5 protein-coding genes are annotated in these 5,877 nt (G+C 63.5%); all 5 read right to left on the bottom strand.

Annotated features, from left to right (window positions below):
- Positions 1 to 18: 18 nt before the first annotated feature.
- A complete protein-coding gene (locus tag K9857_RS29340; protein WP_175378044.1) occupies positions 19 to 792 on the bottom strand; it encodes an enoyl-CoA hydratase in 774 nt (257 codons plus the stop codon).
- Positions 793 to 807: 15 nt separating this feature from the next.
- Positions 808 to 1,935, bottom strand: coding sequence for an acyl-CoA dehydrogenase (locus tag K9857_RS29335; protein WP_224541914.1), 1,128 nt, complete (start codon positions 1,933 to 1,935; stop codon positions 808 to 810).
- 154 nt (positions 1,936 to 2,089) lie between these two features.
- On the bottom strand, positions 2,090 to 3,283 hold the full coding sequence (locus K9857_RS29330) for an acetyl-CoA C-acyltransferase (protein ID WP_224541912.1): 1,194 nt from the start codon (positions 3,281 to 3,283) through the stop codon (positions 2,090 to 2,092).
- A 12-nt stretch (positions 3,284 to 3,295) separates the two neighbouring features.
- The gene (locus tag K9857_RS29325) at positions 3,296 to 4,057 is read right to left on the bottom strand and encodes an SDR family NAD(P)-dependent oxidoreductase (RefSeq protein WP_224541910.1); all 762 of its coding nucleotides are present in this window, start codon (positions 4,055 to 4,057) and stop codon (positions 3,296 to 3,298) included.
- Between the two features lie 16 nt (positions 4,058 to 4,073).
- Positions 4,074 to 5,738: an AMP-binding protein gene (locus K9857_RS29320; protein ID WP_224541908.1), complete on the bottom strand. Its 1,665-nt coding sequence runs from the start codon at positions 5,736 to 5,738 to the stop codon at positions 4,074 to 4,076.
- Positions 5,739 to 5,877 lie beyond the last annotated feature (139 nt).

The raw sequence follows: 5,877 nt of genomic DNA, 5'->3' as shown, positions 1-5,877 counted from the left end.
TTCATGGTGTACGCGGCATCACTTGTTGGTGAAATCCGCCTCACGCTTGGCAATGAACGCCGCCATGCCTTCCTTCTGATCCTGGGTCGCAAATGCCGCATGGAACACCCGGCGCTCGAAACGCACGCCTTCGGACAGGCTCACTTCGAAGGCGCGGTTGACGCTTTCCTTGACCATCATGGCGATCGGCAGGGATTTCTTCGCGATCAGCGCCGCGACTTTCAGCGCTTCGTCCAGCAACTCATCGCTCGGCACGATGCGCGCGACGATCCCGCAACGCTCGGCTTCCTCGGCACCGATCAGGCGGCCGCTGAGGCACATTTCCATGGCCTTGGCCTTGCCCACGGCGCGGGTCAGGCGCTGAGTGCCGCCCATACCCGGCAGCACCCCGAGGTTGATTTCCGGCTGACCGAACTTGGCGTTATCGCCGGCCAGGATGAAGTCGCACATCAGTGCCAGCTCACAGCCACCGCCCAATGCGAAACCGTTGACCGCGGCGATGATCGGCTTGCGGCGGTTGGCCACCCGGTCGCTGTCGCTGAACAGGTCGTCGATGTAGATCTGCGGGTAGGTCAGCTCGGCCATTTCCTTGATGTCGGCACCGGCGGCGAACGCTTTTTTCGAGCCGGTCAGCACGATGCAGCCGATGTTCGGGTCTTTCTCCAGGCCATCGAGGGCGTGGTTCACTTCGCTGACGATCTGCGCATTCAGCGCGTTCAGCGCCTGCGGACGGTTCAGGGTGATCAGACCGACGCGGTCGTGGATTTCCAGCAAAATCGTTTCGTAGTTCACGTAGAGGTTTCCTTTTTATAGGTTGCGCGAAATGACCATGCGCTGAATGTCGCTGGTGCCTTCGTAAATCTGGCAAACCCGCACGTCGCGGTAGATCCGCTCCACCGGGAAGTCGTTCAGATAACCGTAACCGCCCAGGGTTTGCAACGCCGAGGAACAAACCTTTTCGGCCATTTCCGAGGCGAACAGTTTGGCCATGGAAGCTTCGACCAGCGCCGGCTTGCCGCTGTCACGCAGCGCCGCGGCGTAGTGCACCATCTGCCGGGCGACGGCGATCTGGGTCGCCATGTCCGCCAGACGGAACGCCACCGCCTGATGTTCGATGATCGGCTTGCCGAAGCTCTCGCGCTCGCGGGCATAGTCACGGGCGGCTTCGAAGGCGGCGCGGGCCATGCCCACCGATTGCGAAGCGATGCCGACGCGGCCGCCTTCGAGGTTGGCCAGGGCGATCTTGTAGCCCTCGCCCTCTTCGCCCAGGCGGTTGGCCACCGGAACCTTGACGTTTTCGAAGAGGATCTGGCAGGTATCGGAAGCGTGCTGACCGAGCTTGTCCTCGACCCGCGCAACGGTATAGCCCGGCGAATCCGTGGGCACGATCAACGCGGTGATACCGCGCTTGCCGGCGCTCGGGTCGGTCACCGCAAACACAATCACCACCCCGGCGTTCTGCCCGGAGGTGATGAACTGCTTGCTGCCGTTGAGCACGTAGTGATCGCCTTCCAGCCGCGCGCGGGTTTTCAGGCCGCTGGCGTCGGAACCGGCCTGCGGCTCGGTCAGGGCGAACGCACCGAGCATCGCGCCGCTGGCCAGGGGCTTGAGAAAGCGCTCTTTCTGGTCGTCATTGCCGTAGTTGAGGATCGGCACGCAACCCACGGAGTTGTGCACGCTCATGATGGTCGAGCAGGCGCCGTCGCCAGCGGCGATCTCTTCCAGGGCCATGGCGTAGGCCAGGTAACCGGTGTCGCAACCGCCCCACTGCTCCGGCACCAGCATGCCGAAGAAGCCCAACTCGGCCATCTCGCCGATGGCCTCTTTGGGGAAGCGGTGTTCACGGTCCCATTCGGCGGCGAACGGTTTCAGCCGTTCCTGGGCAAACTGCCGGGCCGCGTCGCTGATTTGCAGTTGTTCGTCATTGGGGATCATGACCAGTCCTTAAAAATTTGCGCATTAACCTAAATCCAACACGGTACCTGTGGGAGCGGGCTTGCCCGCGATGGCGGTGTATCAGCCAACAAATATGTCGACTGATTGGGCCTCATCGCGGGCAAGCCCGCTCCCACAGGGATGGAGGATTGCCTTAGACCAGACACTCGACAGCCATCGCCGTCGCCTCACCGCCACCAATGCAGATTGCCGCCACGCCGCGCTTCAGGCCCTTCTGGCGCAACGCCGACAGCAGGGTCACGAGGATCCGTGCGCCGGACGCGCCGATCGGGTGGCCCAGGGCGCAGGCGCCGCCGTGGACGTTGAGCTTCTCGTGGGGGATTTCCAGTTGGGTCATGGCCGCCATCGCGACCACGGCGAAGGCTTCGTTGACTTCCACCAGGTCCACGTCATTGAGCGACCAGCCGGTTTTCTTCATCAGCTTCTGGATCGCGCCAATCGGCGCCACCGGGAACAGGCCCGGGGTATCGGCGAAGGCCGAGTGACCATGAATCACCGCCAGCGGCTTCAAACCGCGCTTGTCGGCCTCGGAACGACGCATCAGCACCAGCGCCGCCGCACCGTCGGAGATGGAACTTGAGTTGGCCGCCGTCACGCTGCCGCCATCGCGGAACGCAGGCTTGAGCGAAGCAATCTTGTCCAGCTTGGCTTTCGGCGGCTGTTCGTCGTTGCTGATGGTCACCTGCTCTTTGCCGACGGTCACGGTCAGCGGCACGATCTCGTCCTTGAAGCTGCCGTCCTTGATCGCCTGCTGGGCGCGGGTGGTCGAGGCGATGGCGAACGCATCCTGGGCTTCGCGGCTGAAATGATGGGTTTCGGCGCAATCTTCGGCGAAGGTGCCCATCAGGCGGCCCTTGTCGTAGGCGTCTTCCAGACCGTCGAGGAACATCGAGTCAAGCACGCGGCCGTGGCCCATGCGATAACCGGCGCGGGCGCGGTCCAGCAGGTACGGTGCGTTGGACATGCTTTCCATGCCACCGGCAACCACCACGTCGGCGCTGCCGGCCAGCAGCATGTCGTGGGCCAGGATGGTCGCTTCCATGCCCGAACCGCACATCTTGTTCAGGGTGGTGCAACGGGTCGACTTGTTCAGCCCGGCGCCCAGTGCCGCCTGACGCGCCGGGGCCTGGCCGAGGCCGGCGGACAGCACGCAACCGAACAGCACTTCTTCAACCGAATCGGCGGAAACGCCCGCGCGCTCGACGGCGGCCTTGATTGCGGCAGCGCCCAGTTGCGGCGCGGTCAGGCTTTTCAGTTCGCCCTGGAAACCGCCCATCGGGGTGCGAACGGCGCTGACGATAACGATTGGATCGTTGGCAATAGTCATGACAAATCCTCCTTATTTGGCGGCCATGCGCAAGGCGCCGTCGAGACGGATCACCTCGCCGTTGAGCATGCTGTTTTCAATGATATGCCGGGCCAGCGCCGCGTACTCGGCGGGTTTGCCAAGGCGTGGCGGGAAAGGCACGCCGGCGGCCAGGGAATCGCGCACTTCCGGGGTCATGCCGGCCATCATCGGGGTTTCGAAGATGCCCGGGGCGATGGTCATCACGCGGATGCCGAAACGCGCCAGCTCGCGGGCGGCAGGCAGGGTCAGGCTGACGATCGCGCCCTTTGAAGCCGCGTAGGCCGCCTGGCCGATCTGGCCGTCGTAGGCGGCCGCCGAGGCGGTGTTGATGATCACGCCGCGTTCGCCACCGGCATCCGGCTCGCTCTCGGCAATCACCGCCGACGCCAGGCGCAGCATGTTGAAACTGCCGATCACATTGACGTTGATCACCTGGCTGAAGCTGGCCAGGGCGTGCGGACCGTTCTTGCCGAGGATCTTCTCGCCGCGCACGATGCCGGCGCAGTTGACCAGCCCGTTGAGGCCGCCGAAGGCCTTGACCGTGGCCTGCACCGCCGCCTGCGCATCGGCTTCGTTGCTGATGTCGGCAACAACGCTTTGCGCGCCAAGACGCTGGGCCTGGGCCGCAACGGCCTCGGCGTTCATGTCCACCAGCATCACTTTGGCGCCGGCAGCCACCAGCATTTCAGCGGTGGCCGCGCCCAGGCCCGAAGCACCGCCGGTGACGAGAAAAACCTTGTTTTCGATCTGCATCATTGTTTCCTTGGATTCAAGCTGAAACGTTCTTCGCCGCGGCCTCTTGAGCCTTGGCGATTTCCTGGTTGCGCAAGATGAAGCGCTGCAATTTGCCGCTCGGAGTTTTCGGCAACTCGCTGACAAATTCGATTTCACGGGGATACGAGTGCGCCGCCAGACGCTTGCGCACATGCTGACGCAGCTCTTCGGCCAGCTCCGGCGCGGCGCGGTATTGCGCGCTGAGCACCACGAACGCCTTCACCAGTTCCGTACGCTCAGGATCAGGCTTGCCGACCACCGCGGCCTCGACCACCGCCGGGTGTTCGATCAGCGCGCTTTCCACGTCAAACGGGCCGACCCGATAGCCGGAGGTGGTGATCACGTCGTCGCTGCGACCGACAAAGCTGATGCTGCCGTCCGGGTTCCACTCGACGGTGTCGCCGCTCAGGTAGTAGTTGCCGACGAAGGCCTTGGTCGGCGCGCCTTCGTAGCCGGCGAACCAGCACATCGGCGACTGGGTGCGGTCGATGGCCAGGATGCCCGGCTGGCCGACGCCCAGTTCCTTGTATTCCTCGTCCAGCACCACGATGCGGTGGCCGGGGGAGGCAAAACCGGCGGCGCCCATATGGATCGAGTGCTCCAGGCCGTGGTGGTTGCACAGCACCATGCCCAGCTCGGTCTGGCCGTAATGGTCGTGAATGACCACGCCGAGGTTGTCGGCAAACCAGCGGATCACTTCCGGATTCAGCGGTTCGCCGGCGCTGCTGACGATGCGCAGTTTGCCCTTGATCGATTTGGCGAACTCGTCGCCACCGGCAATCAGCAGACGGTAGGCGGTCGGCGAACCGGTGAGGTTGGTGATGCCGTACTTGTTGATCACCCGGCAGGTGCTTTCGAGGGTGAACGGGCCATCGTAGAAGGTGATCGGGTGGCCCATGCCCATCGGGCCGGTCACGCCGAAATAGATACCGTAGGCCCAGCCCGGATCGGCGACGTTCCAGAACGCGTCTTCAGGGCGCAGATCCACCGCGTCACGGGTGTAGCTCTGGAAGGCGACGATGGCCTTGAGCGGCACCGACAGCGCTTTCGACGGGCCGGTGGTGCCCGATGTGAACATCAGCAGGAACGGGTCTTCGCCGGTGAGCATCACCGGTTCGCACACGGAGGAATAGTTGGCCAGTTCGGCCCAGAAGCTGAAGTCGCCACGGACAATGCCCTGGCCCTTCGGCCCGCCGACGGTGACGATGGTCGGGCAATCGGCGACTTCGGCCAGTTTGGAGCGGTTGACCGCGTCTGTGACCACGACTTTGGCGCCCGAGCAGCCCAGGCGATGCTCGATGGCCTTGGGGCCGAAGGCGGTGAACAGCGGCTGATAGACCGCGCCGATGCGCCAGGCAGCGAACACGGTGATCAACAATTCGATATTGCGTGGCAGCAGGCCGGCGACCTTGTCGCCCTTCTGCACGCCTTGGCTCAGGAGGAAGTTGGCAAAACGCGCGGCCTTGTCCTGCAGGTCGCTGAAGGTGTACGTGGCGCTGCTGCCATCACGACCTTCCCAGAACAGCGCGATGCGCCCCGGCAAGGCATGCCGGTCGCAACACTCGACACAGGCATTGAGAGCAGTGAGATCGCCCGCGAGTGCGGCATCGACGGTGTGCTGATAGTTGAACTGTGAAACGGCAGACAAGTAATCGCGCATTGCCAGAATCCCTCTGTGTTTTTTATTAGGTTGGGGGAACCGTAATCAACAGGGAAATACTCGCTCCGCGCGGGGTGGCGGGCAATGGTCAAAGCTTTCAAGTTGCTTGACTGGTTTGGCCAAGATTTTGGAGGTGTGG

Origin of the sequence: Pseudomonas sp. REP124 (assembly GCF_020164475.1) — a bacterium.
Taxonomy (GTDB): Bacteria; Pseudomonadota; Gammaproteobacteria; order Pseudomonadales; family Pseudomonadaceae; genus Aquipseudomonas.
This window is presented reverse-complemented; position numbering and strand designations above follow the sequence as displayed.